Below are 19647 nucleotides of genomic sequence, written 5' to 3'. Positions count from 1 at the left end.
GGGTACCTGGTCACACCTTGTCGACGATGCCCGCCTTTCCCTCGGCGCGGGCGCAGTGGGCACCGCAGTACCAGTTGCCGTCGACCTCGACCCCCTGCCCGATGATCTGCACACGACAGTGCTCGCAGATGGGGGCCATGCGGTGGATCGCACAGGAGAAGCAGTCGAAGACGTGCACCGCGCCCTGCGCGTGCACCTCGAAGGTCATGCCGTAGTCGTTTCCGCACACTTCACATGTCGCCATGCGCCACAGGGTGGGCCGTCGCCGCGGCCGGGGCGAGACCGCTCCGGGCGAGTCGCGCGTCAATCACCCGTCCGTACGGTCACCCCTGGGTGGCCGGTTCGACGTCCTCCAGAAGCTGCCCGAACGCCGCCTCGTCCACGACCGGCGTCCCGTACTGGCGGGCCTTGAGCACCTTCGAGGTGCCCGAGTCCGGGTCGTTCGTGACGAGCAGGCTGGTCAGCCGGGACAGACTGGTCGACACATGGAGCCCGGCGTCCACCGCCCGGTCCTCCAGCAGATCCCGCTCGGTGGACGTGTCGCCCGAGAACGCCACCCGCATCCCCTGCTTCAGCCGACCGCCCGCGACATAGCGCCCCGGGTTGGGGTAGGGGCAGGCGGGCCGCTTGCGGGACGGGCGCCAGCTGGTCGGGCGGTAGCCGCCGGCCCCGCCCGGCTGACGGCCGATCCGGGGCGCCGAGTCCCGCCACTCGGTCAGCGGCAGGCACTCCTGCAGCGGCAGCCGGACCATGCCCGCCGCCGCGGCCCGCAGGCTCGGCCGGAACGCCTCCGCCAGCACCCGCGCGTCGTCCAGCGCGTGGTGCGCCCGCCGCTGTACGACACCGAAGTGCGCGGCCAGCGTGGCCAGCTTGTGGTTGGGCAGGGGCAGGCCCAGCTCCTTGGAGAGCGCGATGGTGCACAGCCGCTGCCGCACCGGCGCCTGCCGCTCGGCGCGCGCGTACTCCCGGGCGATCATCTGCCAGTCGAAGACGGCGTTGTGCGCGACGAGCACCCGTCCGTCGAGCCGGGCCGCGAACTCCTCGGCTATGTCCGCGAAGAGGGGGGCGCCCTCGAGGGCCTCGCTCGTCAGACCGTGGATCCAGACCGGGCCCGGGTCCCGCTCCGGATTGACCAGCGTGTACCAGTGGTCCTCGACCTCGCCCAGCGCGTCCAGCCGGTAGACGGCCGCGGAGATGATCCGGTCGTCCCGGGCGAGGCCTGTGGTCTCCACGTCAACGACCGCGTATCCCTGCGGATACGCGGCCGGCCACGCAGTCGGGGAGGACGCTGTGGTCGTCGGGTCTTCGAGCATGGTCACTGAGGATACGGGCCGGGACCGACAGGTCCGGCCGTCAGGTGCCCGGCCCCGCCCGTCCGTTCGGGCCCGCCGAACACCTGGGCGCCAATCGGGCGGCCGACGCGCGGTGTTGCGGAGCATCGGGGCGCGGGAGCGTCGGTACGTCCCCGATGTCCCCGGCGGTGCGATCCTCCCCATATGACCGAACCGAAGCGCGACCAGGTCCACGAAGGCGCCCTGGGGGAGCGGTTGAACTGGCTGCGCGCGGCCGTCCTCGGCGCCAACGACGGCATCGTGTCGACGGCCGGCCTCGTCGTCGGCGTGGCCGGCGCGACCGACACCCGGTCCGCCCTGCTCACCGCGGGCCTGGCCGGGCTGCTCGCCGGGTCGGTGTCCATGGCGGCGGGGGAGTACGTGTCGGTCTCCACCCAGCGCGACTCGGAGCGGGCCGCGCTGGCCCACGAGCGGCGCGAGTTGAGGGAGCGTCCGCAGGCCGAACTGGAGGAGCTGGCGGAACTCCTGCGGCGCAGAGGGCTGTCGCGCGAGGTGGCCCACGAGGCCGCCGTCCAGCTGACGGAGCGGGACGCGCTGCGGGCACACGCGCGCGTGGAGCTCGGCATCGACCCGGACGCGCTGACCAACCCCTGGCACGCGGCGTGGGCGAGCTTCCTGGCGTTCACCGCCGGGGCGCTGCTGCCGCTGCTCGCGATGGTGCTGCCCCCGGCCGACACCCGGCTGGCCGTCACCGTGGCCTCCGTCCTGACCGCCCTCGCCCTGACCGGCTGGAGCAGCGCCCGCCTCGGCGCCGCCGCCACCGGCCGCGCGGTCCTGCGCACGATGGCGGGCGGGGCGCTGGCCATGGGCGTCACCTATGCGGCGGGCAGCGCGCTGGACGTGGCGGGGGTGTAGGCCCGTCGGGCGGGGCCGGGCCCCCGACGGCTCCCCGAAGCGCGCCGCCCCTGCCCAGACCGCGGCTCCCCGAAGCGCGCCGCCCCTGCCCCGGCCACGGCTCCCCGAAGCGCGCCGCCCCCCTGCCCGGACGTACCGTGAGAGGCGCGCCCGCGCACCCCGGGCGCACGGACGCCCACGAGAAGGACCCCCGCATGCGAGCCACCACGATCCACGCCCCCTTCGACATGCGGGTCGAGAGCGTGCCCGACGCCGCCGTCCAGCACCCCACGGACGCCGTCGTACGGGTGCTGCGCGCCTGCATCTGCGGCAGCGACCTGTGGGCCTATCGGGGCGAGTCGGCCCGCAAGCCGGGGCAGCGGATCGGCCACGAGTTCCTCGGTCTCGTCGAGGAGACCGGCGCCGACGTGAGCGGGCTGCGGCGCGGCGACCTCGTCGTCGCCCCCTTCATGTGGTCCGACGGCGTCTGCGACTACTGCCGTGAGGGCCTGACGACGTCCTGCGAGCACGGCGGCTTCTGGGGCTCCGAGGGCTCCGACGGCGGCCAGGGCGAGGCCGTCCGGGTGCCGTTCGCCGACGCCACCCTCGTGCGGCTGCCCGGGGACGCGGCCTCCGACGACCGGCTGCTCGCCGCGCTGCTGACCCTGTCCGACGTCCTCGGCACCGGCCATCACGCCGCCCTCGGCGCGGGCGCCCGGCCGGGCGCCACGGTCGCCGTCGTCGGGGACGGCGCCGTCGGCCTGTGCGCGGTGCTCGCCGCCCGGCGGCTCGGCGCCGAACGCATCATCGCCCTCGGCCGGCACCCGGGCCGCACCGACATCGCCCGCCGCTTCGGCGCCACCGACGTGGTCGCCGAACGCGGTGAGGCCGCCGTCGAGGCCGTCCGCGAACTCACCCGCGGCCAGGGCGCGCACGCCGTCGTGGAGGCCGTCGGGACCGAGCAGTCCATGCGTACGGCCCTCGGTGCCGCCCGGGACGGCGGCGCCATCGGGTTCGTCGGCGTCCCGCACGGCAGCGGCACCGGCCTCGACCTCGGCGTCATGTTCGACGGCAACATCGCGCTGCGCGGCGGTGTCGCCCCGGTGCGGACCTACATCCCGGAGCTGCTGCCCGACGTGCTGGACGGCACGATCGACCCGTCGCCCGTCTTCGACCGGACCGTCGGCCTGGAGGAGGTCCCGGACGGCTACCGGGCGATGGACGAGCGCACCGCCCTCAAGGTCATGGTCACGCCCTGACGCCTCACCAGCGGATCGGCACCGGCAGCGCCGTCAGCAGCCCCGACAGCGCGACGACGCCGGCCAGCGCGACGACCTCGGCGCGCGCGGGCGTGCATGCCGTCAGCGGATCGGCGGCCCGGCGCAACCGGATCCGGGCCCACAGCGCCAGCCCGGCGACGGCCACCATCAGGATCACCTTCGCCAGCAGAGCCCGCCCGTACGCCGTGTCCGTCAGCTGCGTCAGGATCGTGTCCGCCGGCATCCGGCGCAGCGAGCTGGCCACCCCGGTGGCCGTCAGGGCGGCCAGCAGCGCCGCCGCCACGCGCGCGTAGAGGCCGAGCAGGGCCGCGCCCGCCTCCAGGGCACCCCAGCCGCGCAGGGTCCGCAGGACGTACAGCAGCCCGCCCACCCACAGCGAGGCGCAGGTCAGATGGACCAGCGTCAGCGCGGAGCCGAGCAACGGGTCGTACTCGGTGGTGGGATGGGCGCGCAGCGCCTCCGCGACCACCAGCGCGCCCAGCGGCCACACCTGGCTGCCGGGCCGGCCCGACAGCGCGCACAGCCCGGCCACCACGAACGCGTTGACCTCCAGCAGCGCCAGCTTGCCGTCACGCGTGGCGTACAGCCCGCCCACGTCGAGGTCGGCGAGGCTGTGCGGCACCAGATTGCCCGTGGACACCACCGAGGCCAGCCCGAGCGCGGCGACGAACCCGACGGCGGCGGCGTACGGCGCCCAGCCGCGGGGCAGCGCCGCCGGGGCCCCCGGCACCGACCGCACCAGCCGCCGTACGAACAGCTCGCCCAGTGGGACGCACAGCGCGGCGAACAGCACCGTGCGCAGCAGCCCGATCCCGGCCGTGCCCGGCGCGGCGGCCTCACCGGTCCCCCGCAGCGCGGCCGACGGCCCGAGCAACGGGACGCATGCGGCGGCGGCCACCAGAACCAGCACGGCGACCGCCCGGCCCACACCGGGGCGGGACCCGGGCTCGCTCCCCTCGGGGACACCGGGCGCACCGGGCAGGGATCTCGTCGACGTCACCTCGAGATCTTCACAAAGCAGCGCAGAGACGCACAAGTGCCGGAAAAGAACTGGCGGTGGGTCGTTCCGCCGCCGTGCTCACCTCCAGGTCGCCGGGTCCGCGCCCCACACCCCCGGGGGCCGCGCCCAGTCGCGCGGGCCGCCCTCGAAGGAGACCGGCGGCAGGGCGTACCGCAGCCGGCCCAGCGCGCTGTCCCGCTCGGCGAGCCAGGCGTCCGGGGCGTCGTACACCGCGTCCCCCGCCGGGCCCGGTGCGACCTCCTGGGTCAGCCAGTGCGCCGTACGCGCCAGGGACACCTCGACACGGGACCCGTGGCCGTCCTCGCTCCGCTCGGTCAGCGCGCGCAGGACGGCCGCCGCCAGGAGATAGCCCGTGCCGTGGTCGAGGGCCTGCGCGGGCAGGGCGCCGGGCCGTTCGGCCGAACCCTCCGTCACCGCGACGCCGGTGGCGACCTGGACGAGGCTGTCGAAGCCGCGCCGCCCGCCCCAGGGCCCGTAGGCGCCCCACGCCGACAGCTCCGCCACGATCAGTCCTGGCCGCCGCTCGGCCAGCGCCCGCGCCGAAAGCCCGAGCCGGTCCAGGGCGCCCGGCCGGTACCCGGTGACCACCACGTCCGCCGCCGTCAGCAACTCCTCGAAGGCGCGCCGGTCCACGGCCGCGTCCAGCAGCGCCGAGCGCTTGCCGAAGCCCGTGTCGGTGTGCTGGTCGGCCAGTTCGGGCAGCCGGGGCGGGTCCAGGCGCAGGACGTCGGCGCCGAGCAGGGCGAGGGTGCGGGTCGCGACCGGCCCCGCGATGACCCGGGTCAGATCCAGGACCCGTACCCCGGCGGCGGGCAGCAGGGGAGTGCCGTCGAGCGACGGGAGGGCACGCGCGCGTGCCGGGGCCGTCCGCTCCCGGACGACCAGGGGGCGCCGGGCGACCTGAGCCGCCTGCTCGTGCGCCGCCCACTCCCCGGGCGTGCGCAGCGCCACCGCGAGACCGCCGGCGGCGTACACGGTGTCCTCCACCTCGCGCGCGGGCCGTTCGGCGACGGCCGCCGCCACGGCGTCCGGGTCCTCCCGGGGCACCTCCAGGGCGGCCAGCAGGGCGGCGCGGTGGTGCGGATAGTTCGCGTGGGTGCGCACCCAGCCGTCGGCGGCCTGCCAGAACCGGGACAGCGGCGCGAACCAGACGGGCGCGCGCCCGTCCACCAGCAAGTGCCGCTCGCTCACGAACGCCGTGGCGACCGCCCCGTCGTCCAGCCGGACCCGGGGCACCTCGGCGAGACCGGCACGCCGGGCGCCCGCCTCCGCGGCGGCCAGGGCGCACGCCCCCACGCAGGCGCGCGCCGCCTCCCGCACGGGAAGGCGCGCGACGAGCGCGCCCTCCCGCACCACGGGTGACACCTGTCCGAGCAGGGCGGCGTCGCCGCCCACCGCCGACCAGGCGGATTCCAGTGCGGTCATGACCGCACTATGCACCCTTGAGCTAGTCGACGGCGTCGAGGGCGTCGACGATGCCGGCCCCGTAGAAGCCGTTGAGGCGCTTGCCGCCCTCGCACACCGCGTCCTGAGTGCCGTCGCCGTTCTGGTCGTAGGAGTCCGGGCAGCCCGGGTTGTCCGCCTGGACCTTCAGCAGGGCCGTCAGCTGCGCCGGAGTCGCCTTCGGGTAGCGGGACTTGAGCAGCGCGGCGACGCCCGCGGCGTGCGGGGACGCCATCGAGGTGCCCTGCAGGAAGCCGTAGCCGCCGTCCGGCAGCGTGGACAGGATGCGCCCGTTCTTCGACGGGGTGTCCGGCACCTGGTAGCGGCCGTCACCGCCGGGCGCGGCCACGTCGACGACACGGTGACCGTAGGACGAGTAGTACGACTTGGCCTTCTGCACGCCGGTCGCGCTGACCGTCAGGACGCCCGGCAGCTGCGTCGGGATGTCGAGGCACACCGACGGGTCGATGGTGCGCGGCACCGGGGTGGTGTCGTTCGGGCTGGACGCGTCCTCGATGGCGTCGGAGGCCAGGTCGTGGTTGGAGTTGCCCGCCGAGGCGACGTGCAGGGTGCCCTTGCGCTGGGCGTACAGCTGGGCCCGGTTGACCGCGTCGACGATGGCCTTCTGGTCCGGGTCCGTCTTGCAGTTGTACAGCCACGGGTCCACGTAGTAGCTGTTGTTCGTGATCTCCACGCCGTGGTCGGCGGCGAACACGAAGGCGCAGACGACGTTCTCCGGGTAGAACAGCCCGCTGTCCGGGTCGCTCACCTTGATGCCGGCCACCTTGACGCCGGGCGCGACACCGGCGACGCCGACGCCGTTGCGGGCCGCGGCGATCTCACCGGCCACATGGGTGCCGTGGTAGTCGCCGCTCGTGTACGGCCGCCAGGCGCCCTCGCTGGTGTCCGCCTTGCCGCCCACGCAGTTGGCCGACTGGGAGGCGGAGAAGTTCGGGGCGAGGTCCGGGTGGGTGTCGTCGACGCCGGTGTCGATGACGGCGACGGTCACCTTGCGGCTGCCCGGGTTGATCTGCGCGGCCTTGTCGGCGCCGATCGCCCGCAGGTCCCACTGGTCCGCCTCGAGCGGCTCCGGGGTGGCCGTACCGGTGGTGGCGCCCTTGGCGGCGCCGGCGATCTTCGCGGCCTGCTGCTTCGTCAGGGGCTGGACGGGCCCCTCGTCGGTCGTGCCGGCGGCCTTCAGCGGCGCCGTACGGGTCGCTCCCGCGGACTGCACGCCGTGCACCGCCCGTATCGTCCGGGCGAATTCGGGGTTCGCCGAGTGGACGACGATGACGCCGATCCGCTCGTAGGCGGTCACCACGGTGCCGCCGGCCGCCCGGATCGCCTTCTTCACGGACTCGATCGTGCGGTGGTCCGTCCTGGTGTTGACGACGTACGCCAGGGAGGACGCGTCCGTGGCCTGGGCGGCGGGCTCCGTGAGCGGGGCCGCGGACGACGCCGTCGGCAGGAAGCCGAGCGTGGCGGTCAGCGAGAGGACCAGCGGGACCGCGAGGCCGAGACGGCGTCTGGACCGCAGATGAGTCATGGGATCTCCACATCATCCGGAACGGAACGGCCCGGGACGCGGATCGGCGCCCGGGCAGGTACATGACGAGTGGTGCAGCCCGAAGCTATCCCCGAACTCCCTGGCCAGCAATCCGGACGCGGCATCTTCGGAAAGTGGCGAGGGGAGTTGAACCGGTCCCCGCGCGGCGCCGTGACCTTGGGCAGGAGGCGCGAGCCCGAGCGTGCCCCCTTTTGGATCACTGGCAGGAGCCCTACCATCGCCAGCCGGTCACGTGATCCATATCACTGCGATGAACAGAGCCGTCATGTCCGTACCCACCCCGCCCCCGACCCCCGAACCGTCCCCGTCCACCGCCGCACCAGCGCCCGCAACGCGAGGAGACTCCGTGGCTACCGACGCACCGCCCCCCTCGAAAGAGACACACCGACTCCCGACCACCGAGGAGTTCAGCGAGGTGCAGAAGAGCGCGGAGTTCGCCGAACTGCGCAGCTCCTACCGCAACTTCGCCTTCCCGCTGACCGTCGCCTTCATCGTCTGGTACCTGCTGTACGTGCTGCTCTCGAACTACGCGGGCGGCTTCATGGGCACCAAGCTGATCGGCAACATCAACGTCGCATTCGTCTTCGGAATCGCCCAGTTCGTCACCACGTTCCTCATCGCCTGGTGGTACGCGCGGCACGCGAACGCCAAGCTCGACCCCAAGGCCGAGGCCATCAAGACACGTATGGAGGGCGGCGCATGAGCCCCGCGATGACCCTCGCGGCCAACGAGGCCAGCGAGCACCGGCCGCTGATCATCACCCTGTTCGCGCTCTTCGTGGTCGCGACCCTCGTCATCACCGTCTGGGCCGGCCGCCAGACCAAGGACGCCGCCGACTTCTACGCCGGCGGGCGGTCGTTCAGCGCCTTCCAGAACGGCCTCGCCGTCTCCGGCGACTACATGTCCGCCGCGTCCTTCCTCGGCATCGCCGGCGCCATCGCCCTCTTCGGCTACGACGGCTTCCTGTACTCCATCGGATTCCTCGTCGCCTGGCTGGTCGCCCTGCTCCTGGTGGCCGAGCCGCTGCGGAACTCCGGCCGCTACACGATGGGCGACGTCCTCGCGTACCGGATGCGGCAGCGTCCGGTCCGCACCGCCGCCGGCACCTCCACGATCGTCGTGTCGATCTTCTACCTGCTGGCCCAGATGGCGGGCGCGGGCGTCCTGGTCTCGCTGCTGCTCGGCATCACGTCCGACGCGGGCAAGATCCTGATCGTCGGCCTGGTCGGCATCCTGATGATCGTCTACGTCTCCATCGGCGGTATGAAGGGCACCACCTGGGTGCAGATGGTCAAGGCCGTGCTGCTCATCGGCGGCACGATCCTGATCACCTTCCTGGTGCTGCTGAAGTTCAACTTCAACGTCTCCGACCTGCTGGGCAAGGCCGCCGAGAACAGCGGCAAGGGCTCCGCCTTCCTGGAGCCGGGCCTGCAGTACGGCGCGGACAACCTCACCAAGCTGGACTTCATCTCCCTGGGCATCGCCCTGGTGCTCGGCACCGCCGGCCTGCCGCACATCCTGATCCGCTTCTACACGGTGCCCAACGCCAAGGCCGCCCGTAAGTCGGTGAACTGGGCGATCGGCATCATCGGCGGCTTCTACCTGATGACGATCGCCCTCGGCTTCGGTGCCGCCGCGCTGATCAGCCAGAAGGAGATCATCGCGTCCAACCCGTCGGGCAACACCGCGGCCCCGCTGCTCGCACTGCACCTGGGCGGCGTCGACTCGGCCTGGGGCGCGATCCTGCTCGCCACGATCTCGGCGGTCGCCTTCGCGACGATCCTCGCGGTGGTCGCCGGCCTCACCCTGGCATCGTCCTCGTCGTTCGCCCACGACATCTACGCGAACGTCATCAAGAAGGGCACGGCCACGGAGAAGGAGGAGGTCCGGGCCGCCCGCCTGGCCACCATCGGCATCGGCGCCGTCTCCATCCTCCTCGGCGCCCTCGCCCGCGACCTCAACGTCGCCGGCCTGGTCGCCCTGGCCTTCGCGGTCGCCGCCTCCGCCAACCTGCCGACGATCCTCTACAGCCTGTTCTGGAAGCGCTTCACCACCCAGGGCGCCCTGTGGTCGATCTACGGCGGCCTGATCGTCGCCGTCGGCCTGGTCCTCTTCTCCCCGGTCGTCTCCGGCGACCCCAAGGCGATGTTCCCGGACGTCGACTTCGCCTGGTTCCCGCTGAAGAACCCGGGCATCATCTCCATCCCGTTCGGCTTCCTCATGGGCTGGCTCGGCACGGTCCTCTCCAAGGAGGAACCGGACACCGGCAAGTACGCGGAACTGGAAGTCCGCTCCCTGACCGGCACGGGCGCCCACTGACCGATCCCGTTCCCGGCGGCCGCGTCGCAGACATCTGCGACGCGGCCGCTTCATATGCCCCACCTCGTACGTCCCTACCACCACCCCCGTCCCAGCTCGTGGGATCGGACCCGTGTCACTGTCCGTGCGGTCACGTAGGCTCGCAGATGACGGACGTCGAGAACTGGTCATGACCAGGAGGGGGCCCCACGTGCTCATCGACACCTACGGCCGGGTGGCCACGGACCTGCGGGTCTCGCTGACCGACCGCTGCAATCTGCGATGCACGTACTGCATGCCCGAAGAGGGCCTGCAGTGGCTGGCCAAGCCCGATCTGCTGACCGACGACGAGATCGTGCGGCTCATCGACATCGCCGTCACCTCCCTCGGTATCGAGGAGGTCCGCTTCACCGGCGGTGAGCCCCTTCTGCGCCCCGGCCTGGTCGGCATCGTCGAGCGGGTCGCCGCGCTCGACGCCCGCCCCCGGATGTCCCTGACGACGAACGGCATCGGGCTGAAGCGCACGGCCCCCGCTCTCAAGGCCGCCGGGCTGGACCGGGTCAATGTCTCCCTCGACACCTTGAGGCCCGACGTCTTCAAGACCCTCACCCGCCGCGACCGGCACAAGGACGTCCTGGAGGGTCTGTACGCCGCCCGCGAGGCCGGTCTGACCCCGGTCAAGGTCAACTCCGTGCTGATGCCGGGGCTGAACGACGACGAGGCCCCCGACCTCCTCGCCTGGGCCGTCGAGCACGACTACGAGCTGCGTTTCATCGAGCAGATGCCCCTGGACGCCCAGCACGGCTGGAAGCGCGACGGCATGATCACCGCCGGGGACATCCTCACGTCCCTGCGCACGCGCTTCGAGCTGACCGAGGAGGGTGCCGAGAAGCGGGGCTCGGCCCCGGCGGAGCGGTGGATCGTGGACGGCGGACCCCATGTCGTCGGCGTGATCGCCTCCGTCACCCGCCCCTTCTGCTCGGCGTGCGACCGCACCCGGCTCACGGCCGACGGCCAGGTCCGCACCTGCCTCTTCGCCACCGAGGAGACCGACCTGCGCGCGGCCCTGCGCTCCGGGGCGCCGGACGAGGAGATCGCCCGGATCTGGCGGCTGGCGATGTGGGGCAAGAAGGCGGGCGCGGGCCTCGACGACCCGTCGTTCGTGCAGCCGGACCGGCCGATGTCCGCCATCGGGGGATAGGCCTGGCAGACCCCGGCCGGGTGCCAGGGGGCTCTACGCCCCCCGCGCCTGCCACTCCTCGAGCCGTACGACGTCCTTCAGGAACCCTCGCACCCCGAGGAACTGCGACAGATGCTCGCGGTGCTCCTCGCACGCCAGCCACGTCTTGCGGCGGTCCGGCGTGTGGATCTTCGGGTTGTTCCACGCCAGGACCCACACGGCGTCGGAACGGCAGCCCTTGGCGGAACAGACGGGGGTCTCGTCACTCACGATTTTCGTCTCACAGATTTGCGCACAAAAAGGCGACGCCGAGCAGCCACGGGGGGAGCTGCCCGGCGTCGGTCCGTCGCTCCGACGGGGGATGCGGAGCGCCTACGAAGTATGTCACGGGTAACCCGCCGCCCGGCACCTGAACAACACTATTGATCTGAGGTTTTACTGAGGTTGGCGCGCCCCTGACTTCCGGAGTGCAACGCTCCGGGACATCACGCCCGGTCGCGTGGTTCGCTTTGTCCGCCGGGCCCCGCGGAGCCCGCCACATCTTCCGGAGACGGTTCCGCGAAACCGTCATTCGTCCGCGACGGATCGATCATGGGACGCGTCGGCATGGCCACGAAGGTCGACGGGAGCGACGGCGCGTTCTCCCGCCCCGCGTTGGCGATCACCACGGCGATGTACGGCAGGACCAAGCCGAGCACCAACGCCACGACGGCGACGTGCCGTTCGACGTTCCACAGCGTGGCCGCGAGGATCACCGAGAGGGTGCGGATCGACATCGAGATGACATAGCGGCGTTGGCGACCGCGTACGTCCTCCTGCAGCCCGGTCCGGGCTCCGGTGATCCGGAACACCTGGGCGCCACCACCCGCATGCAGCTTCCGCATCAGATTCCACCATCCGCCCGCATCGGACCCTCCCCCTGCTCTCACCCGTCCACCGCCGGTCGGGGGGCCGGACCGGGACAAGTCCCACCGTACGCCTCGTCTGCGCCGCCTTCGAGACCGGGTCTCCCGGCGCCGGGGCGGTACCTCCTGGGCCCTCATACGTACGGCCGTGCCCGGCATGCGGCGTACCCCGAGCGGCCCAAGACTGGCCGTACTGCTCCACCCGAGCCGTACAAGGAGGCAGCATGGGCTGGTTGTGGGCGATCATCGTGGGATTCGTGCTGGGCCTGCTGGCCAAGGCACTGATCCCGGGCAAGCAGCACAGCCCCCTCTGGCTGACCACGATCTTCGGCATCCTCGGCGCGATCGTCGGCAACTCCATCGCCCGGGCGTTCGGCGTCGAGTCGACCCCTGGCATCGACTGGAGCCGGCACATCTTCCAGATCGTCGCCGCCGTGGTCATCGTCTACGTGGGCGACATGCTCTATATGGCCACGCTGGGCAAGAGACGCAAGGAACGGGCCTGAGCAGGAAACGGTGAACAGGACACGGCGAGGGGCTGCCGGAGGCCCCTCGCCGCGCACCCGTCGCTCAGCCGCCGGTGACCTCGACCGCCGCCAGGTTCTTCTTGCCGCGCCGCAGCACCAGCCAGCGCCCGTGCAGCAGGTCCTCCTTCGCGGGGACCGCGTCCTCGCCGGCCACCTTCACGTTGTTCACGTAGGCGCCGCCCTCCTTCACGGTGCGCCGCGCGGCCGACTTGCTGGCCACCAGACCCACCTCGGCGAACAGATCGACCACCGGGCCGAGCTGCTCGACCTGGATGTGCGGGACCTCGGACAGCGCGGCCGCCAGCGTCCGGTCGTCCAGGTCCGCCAGCTCGCCCTGGCCGAACAGCGCCTTGGACGCGGCGATCACCGCGGCCGTCTGGTCGGCGCCGTGCACCAGCGTCGTCAGCTCCTCGGCCAGCGCGCGCTGCGCCGCCCGGGCCTGCGGACGCTCCTGCGTCTGCTTCTCCAGCTCTTCCAGTTCCTCACGGGACCGGAAGGACAGGATGCGCAGGTACGTGGAGACGTCCCGGTCGTCCGCGTTCAGCCAGAACTGGTAGAACGCGTACGGCGTCGTCATCTCCGGGTCGAGCCAGATGGCGCCGCCCTCGGTCTTGCCGAACTTGGTGCCGTCCGCCTTGGTCATCAGCGGCGTCGCCAGCGCGTGGACCTGCGCGTGCGGCTCCAGCCGGTGGATCAGGTCGAGACCCGCCGTGAGGTTGCCCCACTGGTCGCTGCCGCCCTGCTGGAGCGTGCAGCCGTACCGCCGGTACAGCTCCAGGAAGTCCATGCCCTGCAGCAGCTGGTAGGAGAACTCGGTGTAGCTGATGCCCTCCTCCGACTGCAGGCGGCGGGCCACCGAGTCCTTGGTGAGCATCTTGTTGACACGGAAGTGCTTGCCGATGTCCCGCAGGAACTCGATGGCGGACAGTCCGGCCGTCCAGTCGAGGTTGTTCACCATCGTCGCCGCGTTGTCCCCCTCGAAGGAGAGGAACGGCTCGATCTGGGCGCGCAGCCGGTTCACCCAGTTCGCGACGGTCTCCGGGTCGTTCAGCGTGCGCTCGGCCGTCGGGCGGGGGTCGCCGATCTGCCCGGTGGCGCCGCCGACCAGCGCGAGCGGGCGCAGGCCCGCCTGCTGGAGGCGGCGCATCGTGAGCACCTGGACCAGGTGGCCGACGTGCAGGCTGGCCGCCGTCGGGTCGAAGCCGCAATAGAACGTGACGGGACCGTCCGCGAGCGCCTTGCGCAAGGCGTCCTCGTCGGTGGACAGGGCGATCACGCCGCGCCACTTCAGCTCGTCGACGATGTCCGTCACGGTTCTCGTGTCTCCTTGATGATCTCGGGCGGTCGAGTGACAGCCGCCTACGAGGTTATACGCCCTGACTGACAGAGCTCATGTTGAAATCGGGGACGCGCAGCGCCGGCATGGCCGCCCTGGTGAACCAGTCGCTCCACTCCCGCGGCAGCGTCTTCTCCGTCCGGCCCGCCTCGGTGGCCCGGCCCAGCAGGTCCACCGGCGACTCGTTGAACCGGAAGTTGTTGACCTCGCCGGTCACCTCGCCGTTCTCGACGAGGTAGACGCCGTCCCGGGTCAGACCGGTCAGCAGCAGCGTCGCAGGGTCGACCTCGCGGATGTACCACAGGCAGGTCAGCAGCAGCCCGCGCTCCGTGGCCGCGACCATCTCCTCCAGCGAGCGGTCCTCACCGCCGTCCAGGATCAGGTTGTCGACGCCGGGCGCGACCGGCAGACCGGTCAGCCCGGCGCTGTGCCGGCTGGTCGTGAGGTGCCGCAGCTCGCCCCGGTGCATCCAGTCGGTGGCGGTCAGCGGCAGCCCGTTGTCGAACACGGACTGGTCGCCGCCCGAGGAGTGCGCGATCACGAAGGGCGCGGACTCCAGGCCCGGCTCGTTCGGGTCGCTGCGCAGGCTCAGCGGAAGCTCGGTCAGCCGCTCGCCCACGCGCGTACGGCCGCCGGGCTGGGAGAAGACCGTACGGCCCTCCACCGCGTCCCGCCCGGACGCCGACCACAGCTGGTAGATCAGCAGGTCGGCCACGGCCGTCGGCGGCAGCAGCGTCTCGTAGCGGCCCGCCGGCAGCTCCAGGCGCCGCTCGGCCCAGCCCAGGCGCACCGCCAGCTCGGCGTCCATGGCGGTGGGGTCGACGTCCTTGAAGTCACGGGTGGAGCGGCCCGCCCAGGCGGAACGGGTGCGGTCCGGCGACTTCGCGTTCAGCTCCAGCGTGCCGTTCGGCTGGTCGTGCCGCAGCCGCAACCCCGTTGAGGTGCCCAGGTACGTGGAGACGAGTTCGTGGTTGGCGAAGCCGTACAGCTCCCGACCGCCCGCACGCGCGCGTGCGAACGCCTCGCCGAGCGCCGGGGCGAAGTCGGCGAACACCGTGGACGACGTCTCGGCCGGCGCGTCGGTGAAGTCGGGCGACGCCGGTACGTCCCGCACCAGCGGCTGCGCGTCCTCGGCGGGCCCCGCCGCGCGGGCCGCGGCCTCGGCGGCCCGCACCAGCGGCTCCAGCTCGTCCGCGGTCACCGCGGCCCGCGAGACGACACCGGAGGCCGTGCCCTCCTGGCCGTCGACGGTCGCGACGACGGTGAGCGTGCGCCCGCGCGTGACGCCGTTCGTGGTGAGGGCGTTGCCGGCCCACCGCAGATTCGCGGTCGACTGCTCGTCGGCGATCACGACACAGCCGTCCGCCCGGGACAGCTCCAGGGCGCGCTCGACGATCTCGTGCGGCTTGTTGGTCGGGGCGCTCATCGGCCGGCCTCCTGGGTGGTGTTCAGAATGTTGACGCCCTTGAAGAGGGCCGACGGGCAGCCGTGCGACACCGCCGCGACCTGCCCGGGCTGGGCCTTGCCGCAGTTGAAGGCGCCGCCGAGCACATAGGTCTGGGGGCCGCCGACGGCCGCCATGGAGCCCCAGAAGTCCGTGGTGGTCGCCTGGTAGGCGACGTCCCGCAGCTGGCCGGTGATCCGGCCGTTCTCGATCCGGAAGAAGCGCTGCCCGGTGAACTGGAAGTTGTAGCGCTGCATGTCGATCGACCAGGACCGGTCGCCGACCACGTAGATCCCGCGGTCGACGCTGCCGATCAGGTCCTCCGTGGACATCCCCGCCGGATCGGGCCGGAGCGACACATTGGCCATGCGCTGCACGGGCACATGCCCGGGGGAGTCGGCGAACGCGCACCCGTTGGAGCGCTCGAACCCGGTGAGCCTCGCGATGCGCCGGTCCAGCTGGTAGCCGACCAGGGTGCCGTTCTTCACCAGGTCCCAGGACTGGCCGGCGACGCCCTCGTCGTCGTACCCGATGGTCGCGAGGCCGTGCTCGGCGGTGCGGTCACCGGTGACGTTCATCAGGTCGGAGCCGTAGCGGAGCTTGCCCAGCTGGTCGAAGGTGGCGAAGGAGGTGCCGGCGTAGGCGGCCTCGTAGCCGAGGGCGCGGTCCAGCTCGGTGGCGTGCCCGATGGACTCATGGATGGTGAGCCACAGGTTCGACGGGTCGACGACGAGGTCGTACGAGCCGGCCTCCACGCTCGGCGCCCGCATCTTCTCGGCGAGCAGCTCGGGGATCTGCGCCAGCTCGGACTCCCAGTCCCAGCCGGTGCCGGTCAGGTACTCCCAGCCGCGTCCGACCGGCGGCGCGATCGTGCGCATGGAGTCGAACTCGCCGCTGGACTCGTCCACCGCTACGGCCGTCAGCTGCGGGTGCAGCCGGACGCGCTGCTGGGTGGTGACGGTGCCCGCGGTGTCGGCGTAGAACTTGTTCTCGTGGACGGTGAGCAGTGAGGCGTCCACGTGGTTGACGCCGTCCGCCGCGAGCAGCCGCGCGCTCCAGTCGGCGAGGAGCCCGGACTTCTCCTCGTCGGGCACCGTGAACGGGTCGATCTCGTACGACGAGATCCACGTCCTGTCGCTGTGCACCGGCTCGTCCGCGAGCTCGACGCGCTCCTCGGACCCGGCCGCCTTGATCACCTGCGCGGACAGCTTCGCCATCGCCACCGCCTGTGAGGCGACCTTGGCGGCGGCGTCCATCGTGAGGTCGACACCGGAGGCGAAGCCCCAGGTCCCGCCGTGCACGACCCGTACCGCGTAGCCGAGGTCGGTGGTGTCCGACGACCCGGCGAGCCGGGCGTCCCGCAGCCGCCAGGAGGCGCTGCGCACCCGCTCGAACCGGAAGTCCGCGTGCTCGGCGCCCAGCGCACGCGCGCGTGCCAGGGCCGCGTCGGCCAATGCGCGCAGCGGAAGCGCTGTGAAGGCTTCGTCGATGGTATGGGGCACGGGGGTCTCCCTGCTGTCGTGGCCTGTCGGCACCGATCATGTCGCGCGGGCGGCGCCGGGGACCACACGTTTCCGGTGGGAACCGGCGAGTTTCTGTAGGGACCCGACAGTGACTTCCCCGCGCCACTGTCGGTGCCCGAATGTCCGCCGCCCAGGCACGACCGATAGGTTTTCGGAGAAGCCGCCTGTCATCCAGCTGTCCGGGCGGAGTGTCAGACCCCAATCGAAAGGGTGATCCGTTGAGCCGCTCGGTTCTCGTCACCGGAGGCAACCGGGGCATCGGCCTCGCCATCGCCCGCGCGTTCGCCGAAGCCGGCGACAAGGTCGCCATCACGTACCGCTCCGGTGAGCCGCCGGCCGCCCTGACGGACCTCGGCTGCCTCGCCGTCAGGTGCGACATCACCGACACCGAGCAGGTGGAGCAGGCCTACAAGGAGATCGAGGACGCGCACGGGCCCGTCGAGGTGCTCGTGGCCAACGCCGGCATCACCAAGGACCAGCTCCTGATGCGGATGTCCGAGGAGGACTTCACCTCGGTCCTCGACACCAACCTCACCGGCACCTTCCGCGTCGTCAAGCGCGCCAACCGCGGCATGCTGCGCGCCAAGAAGGGCCGCGTCGTGCTGATCTCCTCGGTGGTCGGCCTCCTCGGCGGTCCCGGCCAGGCCAACTACGCCGCCTCCAAGGCCGGCCTGGTCGGCTTCGCGCGCTCCCTCGCCCGTGAGCTGGGCTCGCGCAACATCACCTTCAACGTCGTCGCGCCCGGCTTCGTCGACACCGACATGACCAAGGTGCTCACCGACGAGCAGCGCGCGAACATCGTGTCGCAGGTCCCGCTCGGCCGTTACGCGCAGCCGGAGGAGATCGCCGCGACGGTGCGGTTCCTCGCCTCGGACGACGCCTCGTACATCACTGGAGCCGTCATCCCCGTTGACGGCGGACTGGGAATGGGTCACTGATCACCATGAGCGGAATTCTCGAGGGCAAGCGCGTCCTGATCTCCGGTGTGCTGATGGAGTCCTCCATCGCCTTCCACGCCGCCAAGCTGGCCCAGGAGCAGGGCGCCGAGATCATCCTCACCGCGTTCCCGCGGCCCACGCTGACCGAGCGCATCGCCCGGAAGCTCCCCAAGCCCACCAAGGTCATCGAGCTCGACGTCACCAACGACGAGCACCTCGGCCGCCTCGCGGACATCGTCGGCGAGGAGCTCGGTGGCCTCGACGGCGTCGTGCACTCCATCGGCTTCGCGCCGCAGGACGCGCTCGGCGGCAACTTCCTGAACACGCCGTTCGAGTCGGTCGCCACCGCCATGCACGTCTCGGCGTACTCCCTGAAGTCGCTGACCATGGCCTGCCTGCCGCTGATGCAGAACGGCGGCTCGGTCGTCGGCCTCACCTTCGACGCGCAGTACGCGTGGCCGCAGTACGACTGGATGGGCCCGGCCAAGGCCGCCCTGGAGGCCACCAGCCGCTACATCGCGCGTGACCTGGGCAAGCAGAACATCCGCTGCAACCTGATCTCGGCGGGTCCGCTCGGCTCCATGGCCGCCAAGTCCATCCCGGGCTTCAGCGACCTCGCCGCGGTGTGGGACACCCGCTCCCCGCTGGAGTGGGACCTGAAGGACCCGGAGCCGGCCGGCAAGGGCATCGTCGCCCTGCTCAGCGACTGGTTCCCGAAGACGACCGGCGAGATCATCCACGTCGACGGCGGTCTGCACGCCATCGGCGCCTGATCACCGCACGTCCCGACGCCCCGTTCCCCGCCGCGCGCGGGGGGCGGGGCGTCACCCGTTCGGCCCACCCGGCCGGGCGGCCAGGGCCCCCGACCAGGCACCCTGGAGTACGCGTTCACCACGCGAGCCCCTCACCAGCAACGGCCGAGGAGGTCCCCTTGTGCGCTTCTCCCGCCGCTTGGCCTCAACGACCGTCGCCGTCGCTCTCGTGCTTCCCCTGTCGTACGAGGCGGCGGCCCACGCCCCCGCACAGGTGCCGGCCGCCGAGGAGCCCTTCGGCGCCGAGTGCCGGATACGGGTCACCGGTTCCGAGGTGACGGCGTTCTGCCACAACCCCTATCCGAGGACCGACCGCGTGCGTCTGCACGTCGAGTGCGCCCGTTGGTGGGACCTCGACGCCGACGGCTCCGCCGTCCGGGCCGCGCCCGCGCAGACCGTCCGGCTGACCGGCCGCTGCTGGAAGGAGGTCGAGTCGGCCTGGATCAGTCACCGTCCGGACCGCTGAGCCGCTCCGGACGGCACAGGAACGGATAGCTCGCCGCCTCCGCAGCGGCCGCCTCGGCGTCGCCCGCGCGGATCGCGTCCAGGAGGCGGGAGTGGTCCATGTGCGTCTCCGGCGTCAGCCGCGGGCCCACGTCGTCGCGCAGCCAGTCCCGCAGCACCTCGCCGAGGTCGGCGTACATCGCGCTCATCACGTCGTTGTGCGAGGCCGCCACGACCGCCAGATGGAAGGTGGCGTCGGCCGTCACGAACGCCTCAGCGTCGCCCGACTCCCACGCCTCCTCGCGCCGCACCAGCAGGGTGTCCAGCTGCTTGAGGTCCTTCTCGGTGCGCCGCTCCGCGGCCAGCTTCGCGGCGGCCGACTCCAGCGTGGCGCGCAGCTCCGCGATGTGACGCGGGTCGGCGTCGGCGAAGCGGCGGTGCATCACACCGGCCAGCTCGCTGGTGGCGACCACATAGGTGCCGGAGCCCTGGCGGATGTCCAGCAGGCCGTTGTGCGCGAGCGCCCGGACGGCCTCACGGACGGTGTTGCGGGCGACCCCGAGCTGCTCGACGAGCTCCGGCTCCGTCGGGATACGGGAGCCGACCGGCCATTCGCCCGACGTGATCTGGTTGCGCAGGGCCGCGATGACCTGCTCGGACAGCGCCGAGCGGCGGGGGTGGCTCAGGGGCATGACACACCTTCGCACGACGGGGGCGGAACGGGGCAGCCCCAGGGTGGACAA

The 19647-nt window shown here is 72.0% G+C and carries 20 protein-coding genes; 9 read left to right on the top strand and 11 right to left on the bottom strand.

Features of this window, described 5'->3' with window-relative positions; genetic code table 11:
- Window positions 1–10 precede the first annotated feature (10 nt).
- Window positions 11–244: a hypothetical protein gene (locus DC008_RS07355; RefSeq protein ID WP_079033591.1), complete on the bottom strand. Its 234-nt coding sequence runs from the start codon at window positions 242–244 to the stop codon at window positions 11–13.
- A 79-nt stretch (window positions 245–323) separates the two neighbouring features.
- Complete coding sequence (locus DC008_RS07350; protein WP_108706247.1) at window positions 324–1313, bottom strand: DEDDh family exonuclease; 990 nt, start codon at window positions 1311–1313, stop codon at window positions 324–326.
- A 183-nt stretch (window positions 1314–1496) separates the two neighbouring features.
- On the opposite strand from DC008_RS07350, the gene DC008_RS07345 reads away from it, so the two are divergent.
- Window positions 1497–2207, top strand: a complete 711-nt coding sequence (locus DC008_RS07345) for a VIT1/CCC1 transporter family protein (RefSeq protein ID WP_108706246.1) — start codon at window positions 1497–1499, stop codon at window positions 2205–2207.
- A 194-nt stretch (window positions 2208–2401) separates the two neighbouring features.
- The gene (locus tag DC008_RS07340) at window positions 2402–3445 is read left to right on the top strand and encodes a zinc-dependent alcohol dehydrogenase family protein (RefSeq protein WP_108706245.1); all 1044 of its coding nucleotides are present in this window, start codon (window positions 2402–2404) and stop codon (window positions 3443–3445) included.
- A gap of 4 nt (window positions 3446–3449) precedes the next feature.
- On the opposite strand, the gene DC008_RS07335 is transcribed toward DC008_RS07340, so the two are convergent.
- The 3 genes from DC008_RS07335 to DC008_RS07325 form a co-directional block, all read right to left on the bottom strand.
- Window positions 3450–4448, bottom strand: a complete 999-nt coding sequence (locus DC008_RS07335; protein WP_108710596.1) for a CopD family protein — start codon at window positions 4446–4448, stop codon at window positions 3450–3452.
- 96 nt (window positions 4449–4544) lie between these two features.
- A complete protein-coding gene (locus tag DC008_RS07330) occupies window positions 4545–5912 on the bottom strand; it encodes a CoA transferase (RefSeq protein ID WP_108706244.1) in 1368 nt (455 codons plus the stop codon).
- 22 nt (window positions 5913–5934) lie between these two features.
- The gene (locus DC008_RS07325; protein ID WP_108706243.1) at window positions 5935–7476 is read right to left on the bottom strand and encodes a S8 family peptidase; all 1542 of its coding nucleotides are present in this window, start codon (window positions 7474–7476) and stop codon (window positions 5935–5937) included.
- A gap of 367 nt (window positions 7477–7843) precedes the next feature.
- Here DC008_RS07325 and DC008_RS07320 point away from each other — a divergent pair, with 367 nt between their 5' ends.
- The 3 genes from DC008_RS07320 to moaA all read left to right on the top strand — a co-directional run bounded on the left by DC008_RS07320 (window position 7844) and on the right by moaA (window position 10996).
- Window positions 7844–8200: a DUF485 domain-containing protein gene (locus tag DC008_RS07320; protein WP_108706242.1), complete on the top strand. Its 357-nt coding sequence runs from the start codon at window positions 7844–7846 to the stop codon at window positions 8198–8200.
- Window positions 8197–9816, top strand: coding sequence for a solute symporter family protein (locus DC008_RS07315; protein ID WP_108706241.1), 1620 nt, complete (start codon window positions 8197–8199; stop codon window positions 9814–9816). Before DC008_RS07320 ends, DC008_RS07315 begins: the two co-directional genes overlap by 4 nt.
- A gap of 190 nt (window positions 9817–10006) precedes the next feature.
- Window positions 10007–10996: a GTP 3',8-cyclase MoaA gene (gene moaA / locus DC008_RS07310; protein ID WP_235074383.1), complete on the top strand. Its 990-nt coding sequence runs from the start codon at window positions 10007–10009 to the stop codon at window positions 10994–10996.
- A gap of 33 nt (window positions 10997–11029) precedes the next feature.
- Here moaA and DC008_RS07305 read toward each other — a convergent pair whose 3' ends face one another.
- Together DC008_RS07305 and DC008_RS07300 are read right to left on the bottom strand one after the other, a co-directional pair.
- Window positions 11030–11245, bottom strand: coding sequence for a hypothetical protein (locus DC008_RS07305; protein ID WP_108706239.1), 216 nt, complete (start codon window positions 11243–11245; stop codon window positions 11030–11032).
- Window positions 11246–11460: 215 nt separating this feature from the next.
- Complete coding sequence (locus DC008_RS07300) at window positions 11461–11859, bottom strand: DUF3099 domain-containing protein (RefSeq protein WP_055621343.1); 399 nt, start codon at window positions 11857–11859, stop codon at window positions 11461–11463.
- A gap of 245 nt (window positions 11860–12104) precedes the next feature.
- Here DC008_RS07300 and DC008_RS07295 point away from each other — a divergent pair, with 245 nt between their 5' ends.
- Window positions 12105–12386 carry a GlsB/YeaQ/YmgE family stress response membrane protein gene (locus tag DC008_RS07295; RefSeq protein WP_108706238.1) on the top strand — a complete coding sequence of 94 codons (282 nt, stop codon included), beginning with the start codon at window positions 12105–12107 and terminating at the stop codon, window positions 12384–12386.
- Window positions 12387–12450: 64 nt separating this feature from the next.
- Here the strand turns inward: DC008_RS07295 and tyrS are convergent, their stop codons facing one another.
- Genes tyrS through DC008_RS07280 form a run of 3 tightly spaced genes read right to left on the bottom strand, consistent with a single transcriptional unit; the run spans window position 12451 to window position 16689 of the window.
- Complete coding sequence (gene tyrS / locus DC008_RS07290) at window positions 12451–13719, bottom strand: tyrosine--tRNA ligase (protein ID WP_108706237.1); 1269 nt, start codon at window positions 13717–13719, stop codon at window positions 12451–12453.
- Window positions 13720–13774: 55 nt separating this feature from the next.
- Window positions 13775–15169, bottom strand: coding sequence for a metallopeptidase TldD-related protein (locus DC008_RS07285; RefSeq protein WP_108706236.1), 1395 nt, complete (start codon window positions 15167–15169; stop codon window positions 13775–13777).
- Entirely contained in the window at window positions 15166–16689 is a 1524-nt protein-coding gene (locus DC008_RS07280; protein ID WP_108706235.1) for a TldD/PmbA family protein, read from the bottom strand. The genes DC008_RS07285 and DC008_RS07280 overlap by 4 nt, the downstream gene beginning before the upstream one ends.
- A 239-nt stretch (window positions 16690–16928) precedes the next feature.
- Here DC008_RS07280 and fabG point away from each other — a divergent pair, with 239 nt between their 5' ends.
- The 3 genes from fabG (at window position 16929) to DC008_RS07265 (ending at window position 18926) form a co-directional block, all read left to right on the top strand.
- Window positions 16929–17648 (top strand): 3-oxoacyl-[acyl-carrier-protein] reductase, encoded by a 720-nt coding sequence (fabG, locus tag DC008_RS07275; RefSeq protein WP_108706234.1) that lies wholly within the window; start codon window positions 16929–16931, stop codon window positions 17646–17648.
- 5 nt (window positions 17649–17653) lie between these two features.
- Window positions 17654–18421 carry an enoyl-ACP reductase FabI gene (gene fabI / locus DC008_RS07270; RefSeq protein WP_055621337.1) on the top strand — a complete coding sequence of 256 codons (768 nt, stop codon included), beginning with the start codon at window positions 17654–17656 and terminating at the stop codon, window positions 18419–18421.
- Between the two features lie 160 nt (window positions 18422–18581).
- A complete protein-coding gene (locus DC008_RS07265) occupies window positions 18582–18926 on the top strand; it encodes a hypothetical protein (protein WP_055621336.1) in 345 nt (114 codons plus the stop codon).
- On the opposite strand, the gene DC008_RS07260 is transcribed toward DC008_RS07265, so the two are convergent.
- Window positions 18904–19596 (bottom strand): FadR/GntR family transcriptional regulator, encoded by a 693-nt coding sequence (locus DC008_RS07260; protein ID WP_108706233.1) that lies wholly within the window; start codon window positions 19594–19596, stop codon window positions 18904–18906. The two genes, DC008_RS07265 and DC008_RS07260, sit on opposite strands and share 23 nt — an antisense overlap.
- Between the last annotated feature and the right edge of the window lie 51 nt (window positions 19597–19647).

Source organism: Streptomyces nigra, from assembly GCF_003074055.1.
Lineage (GTDB): Bacteria > Actinomycetota > Actinomycetes > Streptomycetales > Streptomycetaceae > Streptomyces > Streptomyces nigra.
This window is presented reverse-complemented; position numbering and strand designations above follow the sequence as displayed.